This is a genomic window from Agarivorans sp. B2Z047 (genome assembly GCF_023373605.1).
Lineage (GTDB): Bacteria > Pseudomonadota > Gammaproteobacteria > Enterobacterales > Celerinatantimonadaceae > Agarivorans > Agarivorans albus.
This window is the reverse complement of record NZ_CP088080.1, coordinates 3,264,504-3,281,902: the sequence shown is the minus strand read 5'-3', so window position 1 is coordinate 3,281,902 and position 17,399 is coordinate 3,264,504. Positions and strand designations below refer to the sequence as shown.

The 17,399-nt window shown below is 43.6% G+C and carries 16 protein-coding genes; 9 read left to right on the top strand and 7 right to left on the bottom strand.

The window, feature by feature from the left end; genetic code table 11:
- Positions 1-87: 87 nt before the first annotated feature.
- Together LQZ07_RS14930 and LQZ07_RS14925 are read right to left on the bottom strand one after the other, a co-directional pair.
- Entirely contained in the window at positions 88-780 is a 693-nt protein-coding gene (locus LQZ07_RS14930; RefSeq protein ID WP_152780937.1) for a pseudouridine synthase, read from the bottom strand.
- A gap of 61 nt (positions 781-841) precedes the next feature.
- On the bottom strand, positions 842-2,455 hold the full coding sequence (locus LQZ07_RS14925; RefSeq protein ID WP_249483177.1) for a transmembrane adenylate cyclase: 1,614 nt from the start codon (positions 2,453-2,455) through the stop codon (positions 842-844).
- Positions 2,456-2,771: 316 nt separating this feature from the next.
- On the opposite strand from LQZ07_RS14925, the gene LQZ07_RS14920 reads away from it, so the two are divergent.
- Both LQZ07_RS14920 and LQZ07_RS14915 read left to right on the top strand, forming a co-directional pair.
- Positions 2,772-3,929, top strand: a complete 1,158-nt coding sequence (locus tag LQZ07_RS14920) for an Ldh family oxidoreductase (protein ID WP_152780935.1) — start codon at positions 2,772-2,774, stop codon at positions 3,927-3,929.
- 393 nt (positions 3,930-4,322) lie between these two features.
- Entirely contained in the window at positions 4,323-5,120 is a 798-nt protein-coding gene (locus tag LQZ07_RS14915) for an SDR family NAD(P)-dependent oxidoreductase (RefSeq protein ID WP_152780933.1), read from the top strand.
- Positions 5,121-5,161: 41 nt separating this feature from the next.
- Here LQZ07_RS14915 and mepA read toward each other — a convergent pair whose 3' ends face one another.
- Positions 5,162-6,007 carry a penicillin-insensitive murein endopeptidase gene (gene mepA / locus LQZ07_RS14910; protein ID WP_152780931.1) on the bottom strand — a complete coding sequence of 282 codons (846 nt, stop codon included), beginning with the start codon at positions 6,005-6,007 and terminating at the stop codon, positions 5,162-5,164.
- A gap of 144 nt (positions 6,008-6,151) precedes the next feature.
- Between mepA and LQZ07_RS14905 the strand changes: the two genes are divergently transcribed.
- Together LQZ07_RS14905 and LQZ07_RS14900 are read left to right on the top strand one after the other, a co-directional pair.
- Positions 6,152-6,673: a GNAT family N-acetyltransferase gene (locus LQZ07_RS14905; RefSeq protein ID WP_194164084.1), complete on the top strand. Its 522-nt coding sequence runs from the start codon at positions 6,152-6,154 to the stop codon at positions 6,671-6,673.
- A 156-nt stretch (positions 6,674-6,829) separates the two neighbouring features.
- Positions 6,830-7,852, top strand: a complete 1,023-nt coding sequence (locus LQZ07_RS14900) for a hypothetical protein (RefSeq protein WP_152780927.1) — start codon at positions 6,830-6,832, stop codon at positions 7,850-7,852.
- A gap of 84 nt (positions 7,853-7,936) precedes the next feature.
- Here LQZ07_RS14900 and LQZ07_RS14895 read toward each other — a convergent pair whose 3' ends face one another.
- Complete coding sequence (locus LQZ07_RS14895; protein WP_016403671.1) at positions 7,937-8,866, bottom strand: polysaccharide lyase family 7 protein; 930 nt, start codon at positions 8,864-8,866, stop codon at positions 7,937-7,939.
- 548 nt (positions 8,867-9,414) lie between these two features.
- On the opposite strand from LQZ07_RS14895, the gene LQZ07_RS14890 reads away from it, so the two are divergent.
- The 5 genes from LQZ07_RS14890 to LQZ07_RS14870 all read left to right on the top strand — a co-directional run bounded on the left by LQZ07_RS14890 (position 9,415) and on the right by LQZ07_RS14870 (position 14,833).
- Positions 9,415-10,329, top strand: a complete 915-nt coding sequence (locus tag LQZ07_RS14890; RefSeq protein ID WP_152780926.1) for a dienelactone hydrolase family protein — start codon at positions 9,415-9,417, stop codon at positions 10,327-10,329.
- Between the two features lie 408 nt (positions 10,330-10,737).
- A complete protein-coding gene (locus LQZ07_RS14885) occupies positions 10,738-11,778 on the top strand; it encodes a bifunctional transcriptional activator/DNA repair enzyme AdaA (RefSeq protein WP_152780924.1) in 1,041 nt (346 codons plus the stop codon).
- Between the two features lie 14 nt (positions 11,779-11,792).
- A complete protein-coding gene (locus LQZ07_RS14880) occupies positions 11,793-12,137 on the top strand; it encodes a luciferase family protein (protein WP_227981274.1) in 345 nt (114 codons plus the stop codon).
- A 120-nt stretch (positions 12,138-12,257) separates the two neighbouring features.
- Entirely contained in the window at positions 12,258-14,123 is a 1,866-nt protein-coding gene (locus LQZ07_RS14875) for a putative nucleotidyltransferase substrate binding domain-containing protein (protein WP_152780920.1), read from the top strand.
- A gap of 8 nt (positions 14,124-14,131) precedes the next feature.
- Positions 14,132-14,833 (top strand): exonuclease domain-containing protein, encoded by a 702-nt coding sequence (locus LQZ07_RS14870; protein WP_152780918.1) that lies wholly within the window; start codon positions 14,132-14,134, stop codon positions 14,831-14,833.
- Positions 14,834-15,057: 224 nt separating this feature from the next.
- On the opposite strand, the gene dmeF is transcribed toward LQZ07_RS14870, so the two are convergent.
- The 3 genes from dmeF to LQZ07_RS14855 all read right to left on the bottom strand — a co-directional run bounded on the left by dmeF (position 15,058) and on the right by LQZ07_RS14855 (position 17,395).
- Entirely contained in the window at positions 15,058-15,975 is a 918-nt protein-coding gene (dmeF, locus tag LQZ07_RS14865; RefSeq protein WP_152780916.1) for a CDF family Co(II)/Ni(II) efflux transporter DmeF, read from the bottom strand.
- A 162-nt stretch (positions 15,976-16,137) separates the two neighbouring features.
- Positions 16,138-16,782, bottom strand: a complete 645-nt coding sequence (locus tag LQZ07_RS14860) for a cytochrome b/b6 domain-containing protein (protein ID WP_152780914.1) — start codon at positions 16,780-16,782, stop codon at positions 16,138-16,140.
- A 73-nt stretch (positions 16,783-16,855) separates the two neighbouring features.
- Positions 16,856-17,395 carry a copper resistance protein CopA gene (locus LQZ07_RS14855; RefSeq protein ID WP_152780912.1) on the bottom strand — a complete coding sequence of 180 codons (540 nt, stop codon included), beginning with the start codon at positions 17,393-17,395 and terminating at the stop codon, positions 16,856-16,858.
- Positions 17,396-17,399: the final 4 nt, after the last annotated feature.

Sequence of the window (17,399 nt, the reverse complement as noted above, 5' to 3'; positions counted from 1 at the left end):
TTAAATACGTAAAGGCACTTATTAGCTTAAGTGCCTTTTTTATTGGCAAAATTACTATGCTAATTTGAATAGCTGAAACTAGATTGGTTAAGTTGAAGAAAAACGGTCTATTTCTGATTGGTTTAGTGTTCGCCATTCTCCCGGTGCAATGTCCAATACAATATCGGAAATTTGTTGTCGGTGCAGGGCTTTAACACGGTTGCCCGTTGCCGCAAACATTCGCTTTACTTGATGAAATTTGCCTTCATAAATACTTAATTCAACTTCAGTGGCGCTTAAAGTATTAACCATAGCGGGTAGGGTGGCTTTAGCTTCTCCTTGAAGAACTAAGCCTCGTTCGAGCTGCTCAATGGCATTGTGAGTTATGGGCTTAGTTAACGTAACTTTATAAACCTTAGGGCAACGTTGCTCTGGCCGAGTGATAGAGAATGACCACCTACCATCGTCAGTAGCTAATACCAAACCGGTAGTATCGGCATCTAAACGTCCGGCAATATGCAGTTGCTCATTTGGGTTTAGCCCAACAGCATTAAATACTGACGGATAGGCTTCGTCTTTATTGGAGCAAATACACCCAGCCGGTTTGTGGATCATAAAATACTGAGAGGGGCGGGCAAATAAGCGCTCACCCAATAGTTCTATGTGGTTGTTCTCGTGTACTTGCATTGCTGCATCTGTTGCAGTTTGCTGATTAACTAACACCTGTCCCTGGCTAATTGCCAATCTTGCATGAGCAAGCTCAAGCGTAGTGCTTTTGCAAATAAACTTGTCTAGTCGCATTGATGCTTACAGTGTTGGGAGAAATTGAGCGGAGTATAACGAAATCCCCGCTCGAGTATTCTTAAAGTTTATCTATTGCTGAAATAACTTGTTGCTTTAAATTTGGACAAACTAAATAAGCACTTAAGTAATGCTCGCGTCGTTGCTTAAAATCAGGGCACAGTTCAAGTACTTTTAGGTAGGCGGCTTTAGCCTGGGCAAATTCACCTTTTTCTAGATGTAATACACAGCGCAGTAGAGGTTGCCAATAGAGGGTACTTAATGAGAATTGATCTAAGGCTTTAAAGGCCTGATCAAAGTCTTGCTCTGCATAAAAGTAAAGAATATCTGCCAAAGCAAACCAAGGTGGGCGAAAGGGATTTAAGGCCTTAGAATTAGCTAACAACTCTCTACCTTGTTTAAACTCACCAGCTAAACACAGTGCCCAACCGGCTAAGCCCACTTGGTAGGCGGCATTAGGGTTAAGGGCAATAACTTTATTTACTGCTTCAATAAGGCCTGCTTGATCGCCGCGGCTTAAGTAGCCCATGGCCAAGGCCATTTGGCATTCTTGATTATTGGTATCTAGCTCTACCGCTTTACGGGCACATTCAAAGCCTAGCTCACTGGCATTAGCAATGTCTGCCATGGCTAGCTTATCGGCATCAAAATAAAGAATGGCTAACATTGCCCAAGCAAGTGCATATTCTGGCTCTTGTTGGGTTGCTTTTTGCAGTGCTTGCAAAGCCGGTTGGTATTGCTTTTTGCCTAAGGTCATTAAATAGTGGCGGTAGCGTAGGGTGGCTTCGTAAGTGGATAATTGCTCAACTTTTTTATGGTTGCTGCTTTGGTAAATTTCGCGGTGAATAATACCAAAACTTGATGCCAATTCTGCCACTATCTCGGCAATGATCTGATCTTGCGCTTCGAATAAATCATCGGTTGACATATCACAGGTGTATTTCTCGGCCCACACTTGTTGTCCTGTATCGGCGCGATATAGGCGAGCATGAATACGCATTTGATTGCTTAACGCGCGCATGGTACCGCTAGTGATAAAGGAAACCTTGAGCTGCTTGCCTATTTGGTTGATGTCGGCGGCAGTGTTTATATCAAAACTGGTATCACTTATGGCATACATCGACACCACATTAAGCGTATCAAAGCGTGATAATTCGGTGGCAAGCTCTTCGCCAAAACCATCGGCAAAAAACTGCTGTTGGTTGTCGTCGGCTAAAGATAAAAATGGCAGTACGGTAATGCTTGGGCTTAGGCTTTCCATCTCTGCGGGTTCTGCAACAGGAGCAATAGCTTGAGGATTAAGATCTTGTTCACTTCGTAACTTAAAACTAGGAACATAACGCCCTTTAGGCACCGAGATATAAAGCGCGTCGTTGGCACCTTCGGTAAAATAATAGGTGTCGAGAGAGCGACGCACTCGGCCTGCTTGAATGCGTACAATGGGATCGGATTGGTGGTCAAAGTCTGCGTCACGGTCAAAAATCTCAATCGCAATAGTGAACTGCTTTAAGCGGTCGCCGTTGCCTTGCAAGGTTTGGTCAACCAAGTAGCTCAGCAGTTCTTTCATTTTTGGGCTTTGTTCGAAAACACTGCTCTCGACTATGCGCTCCAATTGTTCTCGGATCAGTATTTGGTGTTGTTGGTTGCCTAAGTCCAAATTTTTTCCGTTAGTCACTGCTTACCACCTTTAACTTATTATTCGCATATAGTTTGCCACTTTGTTGCACGTTTAAATAGCGCCTAACTTAACAAAGTTATTAGCTAACAATAGTTTAGCAAAGAAGAAATAGTGGCTAATAAAGGCTAGCAGTTGTTACTTGCTGTTACCCGTAATTACCTTGAACGTTGATCTCTTAACTTGCTGTATTAATTGGCTTTATTTGTCACTCTCTCAGTGATCCAGTGTGTAACTTCGAGATTTTTGGGCTTTAAGTAAACTGGCTCTCGTCAACTAGGTACACATTGTTAATTGCCAATAAGAGAGACAGATTATGAGCACACAAGTTCAAACCAAAAAAGTAGATGCAGGCTTCATTGAGTTTTCTTTGAAGCGAGTTTGGCAAGCCACCGGGGCCAGCGAAGAACATGCAAACGCGGTATCTCGCGCACTAATGACCGGCATTCGCCAAGGCAAACTAAACCAAGGTTTAGGTGTTTATGAAGCCATCGACCTTACCTTTCAAGCTGGTGAATTAGACATTAAGGCTGAGCCAGAAGTGGTTGGTGAGGGAGATGCTTGGGCGGTGGTCGATGGTAAGCGCTCTAGCGGTTATTGGACAGTGACTAAAATGGCCGAGCTTGCTATTGCTAAGGCTAAAAAACACGGGATCGCTATCGTATTTGGCGGTAACCATAACGATGCAGGTAGCTACGGCTCTTATGCTTGGATGGCTCACGAGCAAAATATGTTTGCTCAAACCTCAAATAACTCGGTACCGATGGCTTCGCCATATGGTGGCATGGCTAACGTATTATCAGTACCTCCTTTCGATGCTATTGCACCATCTGGTAACGAAGCGCCGGTTTGGACCAGTGTAAAACTATGCGAATGGTATGACGCAGACACTGCACAGTCGGTATTACAGGGCACCAAGGTTAAGAAGGACTCAGTGATTGACCCGCAAACGGGTGAATTAGGCAATGACCTTGCGCCATTTGCGCGCCCTGTAGAAGGCTATGGTCGAGTGTTTGATCAATCTTGTTACCAGAATCTTACAGACCCGCGTTTGTATTCATTAAACCTTTGGAACGAAGCTCTTAGCGCCATTATTAATCCGTTGGGGGTTATAGCGCCAGAGATGCCAACGCTAACCGATTACCTAAGCGGTGATGCCGATAAACCATCGGTAGGTGGCTCTTACTACATTGCTATTGACCCTAGCCATTTCGGGCCAATAGGCGAGGTATTAGCTAAAGCAGACCGCTTTACTCAGGCAGTACAGCGGGCAAAACCTTTGCCAGGTAAAGGTGCACCACGTATGCCAGGTCAAAAAGGTTATTACAGCTTAAAGGCTCAAACAGAAGAAGTGGAAGTGTTGGCTAGTCACTGGGCTCCATTCTTCGAGAAAACCGCGGCTAAGTATGGGCTAAATGAAGCGAAATTACGTGAAGAGTATGCGCAGTTAACTCAGCAAGACGTTATGGCATAAGCAAATCACAAGATCTCGTACGAGTACTTAAGCACAGTCGAGGGATAGATTGAGGAGCGCAGGGAGCGCTTCGTTTTAAGTCCTTAGGGGCTGTTGATCTTTGGTGTTGAATTTTTGTTCGAGATAAGCGGGCTTTAATCGCGGCGAGCACTTAGAAGCCTAGTGGGCTAAGCAAGAAGTGCTTAACAAAGAGTAAAGTTCGCTTATCCGAACCCTTCGGGCAGCATTTCTTAGCCATTTATTCCGCGTTAGCGAGTGATTATTAAGCCCACTTAACTGCACACTCACTGCCTTGCCTAAATGGCTAATAAGTTGCTGCAAAAACCATCAGCAAAGATCAACAGACCCTAATATTGATTATCTCAAAACCAACATTGATATCAGAGGATTACTATGACACTTAAGGGTAAAGTCGCCATTATTACTGGCGCGACAAAGATGAAAGGTTTAGGCCGTGCTATTGCACTTAAACTAGCTAAACAAGGCGCTAAAATTGCCTTAACTGGACGAACAAGTTCAGCAGAAGGTTTGCAGCAGGTAGTGGACGACCTTAAGGCGCAAGGCGCCGAGGCTATGGGGGTAATAGTAGACGTAGCCAACCAAGCCGAAGTTAATACTGCAGTACAGCGGGTCATTGACCATTACGGCAGTGTAGACATATTAGTAAATAATGCCGGTATCGGTGCTGGCTCGCCAGTATTTCTAGAAAATAGTAACCGCGATTGGGATGCCAACTACGCAGTAAACGTAAAAGGCACTATGGCTATGTGCGCAGCGGTATTACCACAAATGGAGCGTCAAGGTTCGGGTGCCATTGTAAACATTGCTTCTTTAGCGGGCTTAGGCGCCTTGCAGGGCATGCCTTATCCTTATACCGCCACTAAGTTTGCTTTAGTCGGGGTGACTAAAGAGTTGGCTTTAGAATATGCCAACAGAGGTGTGCGAGTTAACGTGGTGTGCCCGGGCGCTATTGCAACCGATATGTTGCAGCAAGCTTATCAAGGCATTGCTGAAGCGGAAGGCATTAGCATCGAAGAAGCTGCAAAGTTAGAAAATTCGACTATTGCCATGGGGCGCCCAGCCGAGCCCAGTGAAATTGCCGATACCGTTTGTTATCTTGCCAGCCCGGCAGCCAGCTATGTGACTGGAGTTGCGATGCCTGTAGGTGGCGGAATGCTGCCTGGTTTGTAAACGACATTTAAGTTTAGACAGCAAGCCAAACAGTAGGCTTGCTAGTTTTGTTGCTTTGCTTGCAAGCTCTTAATTAAGGGCTCGCAAGGAAGTGGTTTTGTTTTTAAAGGTTTCGGTTTCTGAGGTTTACTAAAAGTAGGTGTTTTGGCGAGCTGCTCTTTCCACCAGCTTAGTTCATCGCAACCGTGGCCCTTTGCTATTGGCTTTTGATTGTTACATTGTGTATCGCCCACTGGGCAAACTAAACGCACGTGCATATGAGAGCTATGCCCCCACCAAGGACGTATTTTTTGTAGCCATTCATCACCAGTTTCGCGTTCATCACACAGTTGTTGTTTAATGATTGGGTTAATAAAAATACGCGCAACCCGCTCGTCTTGAGCAGCGACTTTTAGCATGGTTTTATGCTCGTCTTTCCAAGTATTTTTATTGACGACCAAATTTTTCTTGTCTACCACACTTACCGCATAAGGGCTGGCTAGTTGTTTGGTTACCAGTAAGTCGTCTTCTAGTCGTAACCAAATGTCCACGTCTAAGCCAATTTGGTGGCTACTATGCCCATAGTTAAATTGGCCCCCTCTTGGCATCGACATATCTGCTATCAAAATATTGTTAATGCCTTGGTTGCGCAGTTGTTTGGCGTAATCACTAATGAATGCGATAAGGCTTGGGTGGCCATAAAAGCGATGACGTTGAGCGCGAATAACTTGATAGCCTTCGCCAGCTAAGGGAAGTGCTTTTGCCCCGGCTAGGCAGCCGTTGGCGTAGCTACCAATTGCAGCAGCTGGGGCTTGATAGGTGCTGGTGGCTTGTTCCCACGGGTTGTATTGGGCTTGTGCCGTGCAGCAAGAAGCTAGTAACACCAGTGTGGCAGATAAACTCTTCATTCCCTTCGGCTCTCCCTATAGCGTCCACCTGCTAGTGTAGTCGCCTTTGCCAGTGGTTTCAGTTACATTTAGTCGCAGTATGCTGCTGAATGCGTTTCGCCTAACAAACGCTAGGCACCATTTATAGGTAGGAAATTGAGGGCGGTGAAGGTGTGTTCTGAATCGAGCTTTACTACTGAACGATTGAAGGTAAGCAAGGTTTGCTATAAGCATGCTATCAAGCAAGAAGCTGGCTTGTTACCGCGTATTGTTGAACTGCTAAGGCCAGCAGTTGTAGAGGCGTTGCCGCCATATTTTCAGCACATAAACAATGAAAAGGACGCCTTGCGCTGGTTAAACACGGTGTGTTCAGAAAGCCAGCTGTTTGCCGTTTCGTTTAAAGACCAAACGCTACCCATAGGCTTTTTGTTTGTACATGAACAAAGCAAAAGCACTGTTCACATTGGCTACTTATTGGGAGAGGCTTACTGGCGACAAGGCATTGCCAGTGAATTGTTAAGTGGTTTTATCGATTGGGCAAAACAACAGACTCCTTACCACTGTTTAGTCGCAGGTTTGGATGGCGACAATCAAGCTTCAAAGCGCTTATTGCTTAAATTAGGTTTTAGCTTGCAGGCAACTAGCGATGCCAATACACAAATATATCATTACAATTTTCCATCTTGATTCAGCCTAAGATCTGGCGGTTTGCCCTTATACCTACCGAAATCAGCAAAAAGCTTCAAAGTTTAATATATGCAGTATTCTAGCGACAATGATAATGAGCTTTGGTGTAGGCTAAGATGCTGTATTTTATATCTTTAGCTGCTATTGGTCGTCCTCATGTTTAAATTCTCTATTGCTGTTCTATTCGCTCTTGCGGTGTTTGTCTCTCCAACACTGCATGCTAAAACTTTGCTTAAACCAGAGGCTGACAGCTACTTCTCGATTACTGGCGGTAGTGGTATTACGCACTTAGATGATGGCGCAAGCGATGAGCAAAAGAAGCAACAATTCCGCTCATTTGATATTCGTTTTGCTCAGCACTTTCATAAAAATTGGCGGGTAGACTTAATTCATGCCAACGAAGGGCATCCTTATAATCATCACCGAGATGGTTTTTCCGCACATGCCACTTATGTATACGTTCCAACGGACTGGTTTCGTTTAGAGCTTGGCGCTGGGCCGTATATGTCATTTGACACCACTATTGATGAAACAGGATTGGAGCTAAACGAAAAACGCCTAGGGGCGATGAGCACTCTAGCGTTTATCTATCCTTTAAAACGCTTTAGCGAAAGCGCTCACTTACGTTTGCAATTAAATAGCTACCTTATGGCTGCACGACCTAATGGCAACTCGTTGTTGATTGGAGTGGGCTGGGATATTGATAACTCCGATTATCAGCGTAAGGAAACGCGATACTCATGGTTTGATGATGCTTGGGTGTCGATTATCAATACTAAAATTAATCATGGTGGGCCAGAAACAAAGGTTGGATACAGCTTTGATTTGGCAAAACGATTTCATAATAATTTAGCTTTATCGCTAGGATACATCGACGAAGGGGGCTACAACGGCGCCACCGACCGCAGCGGTATTTCAACGCAGCTATGGAAGGTGATTCCTTTAGGCAAGCGTTTCGAAGGACGAATGGGTGGTGGAGGTTATTTTGTGCTTGATAAAGTTGAGCATACTAGTGCCTACGACTTAAAAGGAATTATTAGCTTTGGGGCTAACTATTATCCTAGCTGGTCATTTTTTGAAGATGGCTACTTAGGTGTAAGCATTAGCCGAGTGATTGATCGAAAGGGTCACCAAGATGATGCTGATCTATTCCGCTTTAGCGTTGGTAAACGCTTTTAGTGACAAAAGGTGGGCTGTTTAGGTGGTACAAAAAAACGCGTTGAAGCTTGTTTCAACGCGTTTTTAGTTTTGGTTAGTTGGTAACTACTTAGCAGAGCCGTGGTTTACATCTAAGCTGTAGAAGGTTGCTTGAACATAGTCCTCTGGGTTGCCAGAGCGGTTTTGGTTATAAACACCAGCTTTAAAATACATCCACTGATCTTTCAAGCCGTAGCCTGAGTTCTGCATATCAACCTTTTGTACAACGTCAGCCTTACCTTCGCGGCTAATCGTTACAGTCATGTCAGAGCCATTAATATCAATCTCGTAGGAAAATTTTTCACCTAAGGCGATACCATCATTGTATGACTTTGGAATATCTTTATCTTTTTGCTTCCAGTAATTTGGCTTAGTTGGACCAATCATTGGAAAAATTATGTCGTCTCCACCATTTGGCTCATGACTAATCCATACCGAACCCGTTTCATGGTTAGGCAGTTTGCGGTAGTAGATTTTAACTGGCTCATCATCTGGGGCATGAATTTGGCCAATAATTACTCGACCTTGTTGCCAAATTTCACCGGTAGAGGTGACGTGATCGACAGATAAGGTGGCTTTTAAGTTACCGTCTACACCTGCCGCATTTTTTAATGAGTCAGCCGACTCGTTATGACTAAATACCCAGTTGTTGCCATTAACGCCTTTTGTTTTATGGCTAGTATCACCACAGCGCATCATTTCACGAAGTTCTGAGCGAACATACTTGGTATTTTTAGAGGTTTTAATGCCTTGAATCGGTGAGCGAAAAACCACACCATCTTTGGCTTCGTTTACGTAGAAGTAATCTTCATGCATTGCGCCTTTAGCAATCTCTTTCTCGCTAAACTCTGTAGGGCGGTCACCATTGTCCAAAGACACTGGTAAGGTTACTTTCCAACAAGATAGATCTAATACTTCTGCTGGCGTAGTCGTGGCCGCAGATAGGCTGGTGCTTAGTGCGCCAAGCATCATAACAACAAGAGTTTTTATTTTCATTCGCTTACCTATAGCTTGATTTTTGAGTTATTGTACTACAATACTTTCATGATGCTTCTCAAAAAAAGAAGGTCAATTAGCGCGTTAATTATTTGAGACATCAAACTGGATTAGGCCCGATTTTAAGCTCTTAAATGTGGGCGGCTACAAAGTAATAAGCTTGTTGAGAGGCGATAAAAATAGCGCTGATCTTAAATTGGCACTATGCCGTTTTTATAAGCTGAGCCTGTAAGTCCCCTTGAAGTTCACTGTTGTACACCGCAAAGAGAGAGCCAAGTGTGAACGAACAGAGGTAACTAAGAGAGCGATGCAAGTGAGGAATATTACTTGTGTGGAGTGGCTAGGTGGGTTACTAAATATATAGCAACTAAGACATTTTCAGTATTGTCATGGGTTTAGTCCATGAAGTTTACTGATGATGCTCATGCGGCTAATCTGTTTGTTATGCTTAGTCAGTTTAGTTAAGGGCTGAAAAACTCAGCCAAGTGAGTTCAAGACAATTTATTTGGTCTAAAGTCATTCATTAAGGTAAAGGTAAGGAGCTAGATATGGATTCATCGAAAACGGAAGCGCTACCAACTCAACAAACCTATTCTATTCCTCAAGAAGCATTTGATTGGTATGACGAATATGCACACGGACTTATTGACCGTCGAACGTTTTTAGCTCGTTTGTCTAAGTTGGCGGTAGTTGGGTTTTCAATGGCGGTGTTATCATCGGCTTTACTTCCTAATTACGCGCTGGCTGAACAAGTGTCGTTTAACGATCCTGATATTAAAGCAAGCTTCGCAACTTTTGCTTCCCCCCAGGGTTACGGTGAGGGTAGAGGGTATCTTGTTATGCCCGCAAATTTAGAGGGCAAAGCACCCGTGGTATTGGTTATTCACGAAAACCGAGGGCTTAATCCTTATGTGAAAGACGTGGCAAGGCGTTTAGCTAAACAAGGCTTTATTGCCTTTGCCCCAGACGCGTTATATAGCTTAGGCGGATACCCTGGCAATGATGATGAAGGGCGCAGCATGCAGAAGTCATTAGACCGCAGCAAAATTGAGCAGGACTTTCTAGCTGCTGCTCAGTTTCTAAAAAAACATGATGCAAGCAACGGTAAACTTGGCGCGGTGGGCTTTTGCTTTGGAGGTTATGTAGTAAATATGCTCGCAGCGCGAATGGGTAGTGAACTTGACGCTGGAGTGCCATTTTATGGGACGCCGGCGGCTAAAGAGCTTAGAGCCAACATCAAAGCACCATTACAAATTCAATTAGCAGAACTTGATAAGCGGGTTAACGCAACGTGGCCAGAGTATGAGCAAGACCTATTGGCCAACAAGGTTAATTTTGAAATGCACATGTACTCAAAAGCTAACCATGGTTTCCATAATGACTCTACTGGCCGCTATGATGAAGAGAATGCCGAACTGGCGTGGAACAGAACTATTGCATTTTTTGAGCAGCATTTAGTCTAGGGTCTGTAGATCTTTGGTGTTGAAATTTTGTTCGAGATAAGCGGGCTTTAATCGCGACGAGCACTTAGAAGCTTAGTGGGCTAAGCAAGAAGTGCTTAACAAAGAGTAAAGTTCGCTTATCCGAACCCTTTGGGCAGCATTTCTTAGCCATTTATTCAGCGTTAGCGAGTGATTATTAAGCCCACTTAACTGCACACTCACTGCCTTGCCTAAATGGCTAATAAATTGCTGCAAAAACCATCAGCAAAGATCAACAGGCCCTAGTAATCTTGCTAGTGTTTAGGGTTAGTTTTCACCACGTGAAGCTAGCCCTATACTTTAGTTAAAAATACTTGTTCAGTTTTCGGTAGCGCTGCTCAGCAAACTTGCTAATGTAGTTCCAAGTCTGTTCTATGTAGTGAAAAGTTTATGAAATCACTAAGTTTTCAGCAAAAGTATCAAGCAATGAGTCGCAAAGATGCTCAGTATGAAGGCGTCTTTTATACCGCGGTTAAAACCACCGGCATTTTTTGTCGCCCTAGCTGTAGGGCGCGTAAACCTAAAATTGAAAATGTGGTTTTCTACGACTCTGTGCAAGAAGCATTACAGCACGGTTATCGTGCATGCAAGGTGTGTAAACCGATGCAGCCGCTAGATGCTGCACCTTTAGGTATTAAGCAGTTATTGGACGATCTTCAACAAGACAACTTCACGCGAATTCAAGATGGTGACTTGCGTGAAAGAGGCTTAGATCCCGCGCAAGTGCGCCGTTGGTTTAAGAAACATCATGGCATTACCTTTCACGCGTACCAGCGGATGTTGCGGATTAACTCAGCTTTTAGCCAAATTCAGCAAGGCGATACCGTTAGCAATAGCGCCTTTGATAGCGGTTATGAGTCTTTGAGTGGCTTTAACGACAGCTATAAAAAAGTATTTGGCGGAGCGCCTAGTGAACAAAACAAAGCGGTTATCAACATTGTTCGTTTCACCACGCCCATTGGGCCAATGTATGCCTGCGCCACTGATAAAGGGCTTTGTTTATTGGAGTTTACCGATAGACGCATGCTAGAAACCGAGTTTGCCGATCTTACCAAGCGATTAAAAGCGGTGATTTTGCCAGGAGATAATCCGCACTTAGACCAAGTTCAACAGGAAATTGCAGAGTACTTTGCGGGAAGGCGCAAACAGTTTGACGTGGCGCTAGACACCCCAAGCACCGAGTTTAGACAAAGAGTTTGGCAAGGCTTAATGGATATTCCTTACGCCGAAACGCGCAGTTACGGCCAGCAAGCCGAATATCTTCAAATTCCTAATGCCGTGCGAGCTGTGGCATCGGCAAATGGGCAGAATCGCATTAGTATCATTATTCCCTGTCATCGGGTAGTTGGCGCTAACGGTCAATTAACCGGTTATGGTGGTGGGATTCACCGCAAAGATTGGCTGTTAAAACATGAGCAGGCAAATCGCTAAATCTTGTTGTTTTACTGGTAGAAGGAGGGCGCTTTATCGCGGAGCAATCAAGCTTAAAACAACAGTTACACCTTTGGTTAGAAGCTCAACAAGGTGTGAATAGCGTGTTTTGGCCAAATGACAAAGGCGGCTTTTATGGTTTTCGCTATAAAGAATGTGAGTTTGCTCATTTTCATCAATCTGATGAACTTGATCTAAAGCTAGGCAAAAACACCATTGCTAAGTTGGGTTTGGTAAGGCCGGTTCGCTCGCTTGTCCATCCTAAACGCAGTGCAGGGTCTGCATGGATAGAGCTAGCATTTAGTGATTCGCAAGATCTAGAAAAGATAAAGGACTTGGTGAAGCTGGCAATATCTTAGCTATAGTTGCTCTAGGCCGTGAGTTATAAGCGGTTAATATCTCGACATATTGAAGTTAGCTCATAGTATTTCCGCAAAATAGCAATATAATACTACTATTGCTGATTATAGGTTATCACCATGCCGCAAACCCTACTGCCAAATATTATTGAGTTCCTCTCGCAAATTTATCCCTTTAATTTGTTGCCACCTAAATTGCAGCGTCAAATCGGGGAGTCGGTACAAATTACCTATTTGGCGCGTGGCGAAAAAATCAACTTTGGCAGCGAGAAGCAAGAGTGTTTTTTGTACATTATTCGCACTGGCGCAATGGAGCAGCGTAAACCCAATGGAGTTTTACGCTCAAAGTTAGGTGAGGAAGATTTATTTGGTTTTACTTTTTTAGCGCCACTTAAAGATGCATTAGACGGTTACAGTGCTACGGCGATAGAAAACACCTTGTTATACATGGTGCCACACAGCCAACTCACTCAGTTACTAGAAGAGCATCCAGAATATGCGGATAGCTTTGCTTCAAAAGCGCGAGTGCGCTTGCAGTCGGCGCTTAATGTGGTGTGGTCAGACAATGAAAAAGGGTTGTTTTTCAAAAAAGTCTCAGAAGTTGCTAGCGGTACGGTGGCAGTTGTTACTGGTGACATGTCTATTCAAGCGGTGGCTAAAGAAATGCGCGAGCAATGCCGTTCATCAACCGCTGTAATCAAACAAAATGGGGTGATTAGTGGCTTAATTACCGACCGAGATATGACCAAGCGAGTAATTGCAGAGGGCTACGACATAAGCTGTCCTATCAGCGAGGTGATGACAACACCAGCCATTACCACCAAACCTAACGACCTTATTCTTACTGCTGCTTCGTTAATGATGGAGCACAATATTCGCAGTTTACCGGTAGTTGAAAACAATCAGGTACTTGGCTTGCTTACTACCTCGCACCTAGTGCAAAAGCATCGGGTACAAGCGATTTTCCTTATTGAAAAGATCAAATACACCGAAAGCATAGAAGGTCTAGCTAAGCTCACTCCCGAGCGACAAGCTATTTTTGAAGCCTTAGTGGAAGGCAAAGTGAGGGTGGAAGTAATCGGCCGCGTAATGGCGATGATTATGGATGCTTACAATCGCCGGCTTATTCAAATGGCTGAGCAAAAACTTGGCAAACCGCCTTGTGCGTATACCTGGGTGGTTGCTGGCTCACATGCCCGTAACGAAGTGCACATGCTCTCTGATCAAGACAGCGCAATTATTTTGCCAGAAGGCGTGAGTAAATCAGACAAAATCTACTTTACTCACTTAGCCATGTACGTGTGCAATGCGATGGATAGCTGTGGTTACCCGTTGTGTAGTGGTAAATTTATGGCGGCTACGCCTAAGTGGTGTCAGCCAATTAATGTGTGGAAAGAGTATTACCGTAAGTGGGTTTCTAACCCAGAATACAGTATGTTGCTTAACGCCACGGTATTTATGGAAGTGCGTTGTATACATGGTGATGGCAGCTTGTCTGAGCAATTGCAGCAGTATTTGTACAGTTTGTTAAATGACAATAAAACCTTTTTAAACTCCTTAGTGACAGACTCTGTTTCGGTTAACCCGCCACTGGGTATTTTTAATAATTTGGTGTTAGAAAAAGGCGGCGAACACAGCGAAATGCTCGATATTAAAAAGTACGCTTTGTTACTGATTGTCGATTTAGGCCGAATTTATGGCTTGGCGGTAAACTGTGATGATACTGGCACCGAGCAACGCTTTAACCAAGCGGCCAAGCAGCATATTTTAAGTGATGATGCCCTTAAAGATGTGTTAGGTGCTTACCGCTTTATTACCCAGTTACGTTTTCGCCATCAACTAAAAGCCTTAAAAGAAGGGCAACAGCCCGACAACTACATCGCACCTAAAAGTTTTGGTAACTTTGAGCGTGAACACTTAAAAGATGCCTTTAGAATTATTGGTAATCTGCAAGATGCAGCCAAGCTGCGTTTTAGTGAGAAGTAATTTTAGCTATGTTTAAGCGTTTTAAACCCATAGCAAAACTGACTAAACAGCGCAGTAAGGCTTTAGCTTCTACACAGTTACCAAAGCAGCTCGTTGAGCTTTTAAAGTCTGAACTACCTAAAGAAAATGAGCTAATAAAAGACCTAGAGTTTTTAGCCTTTGATATAGAAACCACCGGTTTAGACCCCAGCACAGACCAAATCTTAAGCATCGGTTTTGTGCCAATGAAAAACTTGCGGATCAATATGCAGGATGCAGAGCATTATTTCGTAAATAGCGGCACCCAGGTAAAAGCCGAAACCGCTGTTATTAATCAAATAGTGCCAGAAATGTTAGAGCAGGGCATTAGCCTCGATGCGGCAATGGATAAGCTATTCAAAGCTATGCACAACAAAGTTTTATTGGTTCACGGTCGCTGCGTGGAGCAACAATTTATAGAAGCGTATTTGCAGCAGCGTTATCAAGATAGCCACTTCCCAGTGTTATGGATTGATACCTTAAGCATCGAAAAGTCTTTACTCGCGAATGTAAATCGTCAAAAAACTGGGGATTATCGTTTAGCTGCAGTACGTAAACGCTATGGGCTACCAGAATACCCAGGACACAATGCATTGGCAGATGCAGTCGCCACCGCCGAATTATTGCTTGCTCAAAGCAAACGTGTTTATGCGCAAACCCAGCAAGTTATTAGTGCTTTAGTAAAGAACTAAGTTTTAGCTGCCGGAATACAATTTCACAGTAAATGGCTGCCCCATTGGTCATCTCATCTGCATTACAAAGCTAAAGCTTGATCATTCTTGATGTTGTCATTCTCTTAAAAGTAAGGAAGCGACAATAAGCTTTGAACAGTATTTGAGGCGTTTTTGGGACAATAACGAGTTAGCACTCGTTGAAAATAGGCAGCTCTATAGCTTTTAAAGCAAAACTTTGAGTACTACTTATGAACTTCGATACTTACATGTCTCAGCTTGGGAATATGTTGTAACAGCTGCTTATAGGCTATCAACGAACGAGGTGCTTCGCTACGTATTGAGATTACAGCGCTAAGTGACTTCTCTCCGAGGTGCCAAACATGCAAATCTGTGATTTCTATCTCTTCGTCTTTCAAAGCTTCACGCACACGGTTCTCGGTGGTTTGACACTGTTGGTCGAGTAAGTGGCTACTTGTTAATGATATTAAGCCCCAAGCCCATTTACTTATAACTAGAGCTCCCACAATACCCATTACTGGGTCTAACCAATTAAGCCCAGCGTATTTGCCAGCGAGTAGTGCCAATATAGCGAGTAATGATGTTAGTGCGTCGGCCAGTACGTGCATATATGCTGCGCGTAGATTGTGATCTTGGTGAGAGTGGCTGTGTTCTTCATCATGGTGATGATGATGATCATCTTTGAGAATCCAAGCACTTACTAAGTTAACTAACAAGCCAATAACCGCAACTAAAATCGCTTGATTAAAGGCAATCGCTTGTGGCTCGAAGAAGCGAGTAATCGACTCAATTATCATGAGAAGAGAAACTACCGCTAAAGCAATTGCGCTGGCAAAACCTCCAAGCGAGCTGACTTTTCCGGTACCAAAGCTGAACTTGGGGTTATTTACGTGCTTGCGAGCATATCGATAAACGAAGATAGTTATCGCGAATGCAGCAACGTGAGTCCCCATGTGCCATCCATCAGCAAGCAAAGCCATGGAGCCAAACCAAGTTCCAGCAACAATTTCAACTATCATGGTAATGGCAGTAAGCGTTAATACAATTAATGTACGCTGTTCACCTTGATTGGTGTGGTGAGAAAAATCGTGTTGGTGAGCTTGGCTGCTAATATCAAAAGCGGCTTGATGTTGGTGATCCATAAACTTATTTACCATCCCTGTAAGTAAGAATTCTAATAAGAAATAGTAACTGTTCTCACTCTTATTCTCGCAAACCCAATTTATCTATATGATAAGTTAGATCAAAAAAGCAGCTAATTTGAGTCACGCTCAAGGTCTTTTCATTCTGTAGTTGTTTACGATTTAGAAAACTAAGGTCAATGCTATCAGCAGACAAGCTGCCAATATCGGCCAAAGCCCAGGCTTGATGTTAGGTTTGCTTGCAATATCTTTATTCTTATAACCACTGAACATAGCTCTCAAGTAACCACGCTTCCTTAAGCAAAAGTATCCAATCGCCAGTATGTGAATTGCGATAAGCGCAAATAAGTAATCGACGTTACTTGAATGGAGGGCTTTAAACCATTCGTAGTATTCTTCGCCCACATAGGCATATAAGGGTCCATCAGAGAGAATGTCATCAGAATTAAACAAGCCTGATAGAAGTTGTATTAACAGCAGTATCCATAAAGCTAGCACCATATAAGAACCGAGGTAAGAGTGGCCAATATGTATTCTTTCTGAGCCGCCCAATTCTTGTTTAAGTTCATCGAGTGCACCTTTAGGATGAAGCTGTAGTGACTTAAACAGCGCGGTTTCACTACCAAAGTAGCCCCAGATGAAACGAACCAGAAGCAAAGCCAAGAGTGCCAAACCTAGCTGCATGTGCAAATCAACTTCATCGTACTTCATACTTAACCACAAGCCGACTAGCAGAGCTAATTGCAGCCAGTGATAAAAACGAATAAACCTGTCCCACACCAAAACTTTTTGTTTAGCATTCATCATCACCCTCTCACTCTTTGTTTTAGGCGCATTAGGAGTCTCGCGAGGCCGCCAATTTATGACGGCCAATAAATAGCTATTTATCACAACTCATACGAAATTCTTTATGACTTCGTTTGCTGTGTTTCTTCACTTCGATTAGGGTGTTTTTGACGAGTTTCTTGTCATCAACTTGTTGTAGTTGGCCAAATAACACCAACAGTTCATCCATACCTTTCATATAGCTCATATGTGCCATATGGGTATTGTGGTCCATACCTTCCATATCTGGCATGTTACCGTGATCCATACTTGAATGGTTCATATCCGAGTGGTCTACGTTAGCCATCTCTGCCATATGATCATCATGCTCAGCCATGTGATGTTCGTTATCTTGCAATTTCAGTGGGATCAGTTGCTTGGCTTCTTTAGCATTAATAATCAGTTGTGCTGCATGTTGCTGCATAGCTGTCTTATCATCACCTTTGAATGCATCAACGTAGGCTTTAAGCTCAGATTTCATGTCCTCCATAACCGAGCCAAGCTTGGTGTCTTTACAGTGTTCACTGTGGGCATTGGCTGTAACGCTCACAAGCGTAAGGATGGATGCGACAAATATTGAAGCTAGTTTTTTCATAATA